Source organism: Mesorhizobium sp. M2E.F.Ca.ET.209.01.1.1, assembly GCF_004010375.2.
In the GTDB taxonomy this organism is placed as follows: domain Bacteria; phylum Pseudomonadota; class Alphaproteobacteria; order Rhizobiales; family Rhizobiaceae; genus Mesorhizobium.
Map to the genome: position 1 here is coordinate 1 of NZ_SADP02001149.1, position 291 is coordinate 291.

Below are 291 nucleotides of genomic sequence, written 5' to 3' on the forward strand. Positions count from 1 at the left end.
AAGATGATGACGCTCTACATGCTGTTCGAGGCGATGGAGAGCGGCCGGGTAACCAAAGAGACGCAGATCCCGGTTTCCGCGCATGCCGCCTCGCAGCCGCCGACCAAGCTCCGCTTCCGGCGCGGCGAGACGATCGACGTCGATTCCGCCATCCGCGCCATGGTGGTGAAGTCGGCGAACGACGTGGCGGTGGCGGTGGGCGAATATCTGGGCGGCGGCTCGGAGGACCAGTTCGCCGCCATGATGACCGCCAAGGCGCGCTCGCTCGGCATGACCGGCACCAGTTTCCGC

Annotated in this window: 1 pseudogene; it reads left to right on the plus strand. The window is 66.7% G+C overall.

Annotated features, from left to right (window positions below):
- Nucleotides 1-291, plus strand: a pseudogene (locus EN852_RS39495) (D-alanyl-D-alanine carboxypeptidase); the annotation flags it as partial.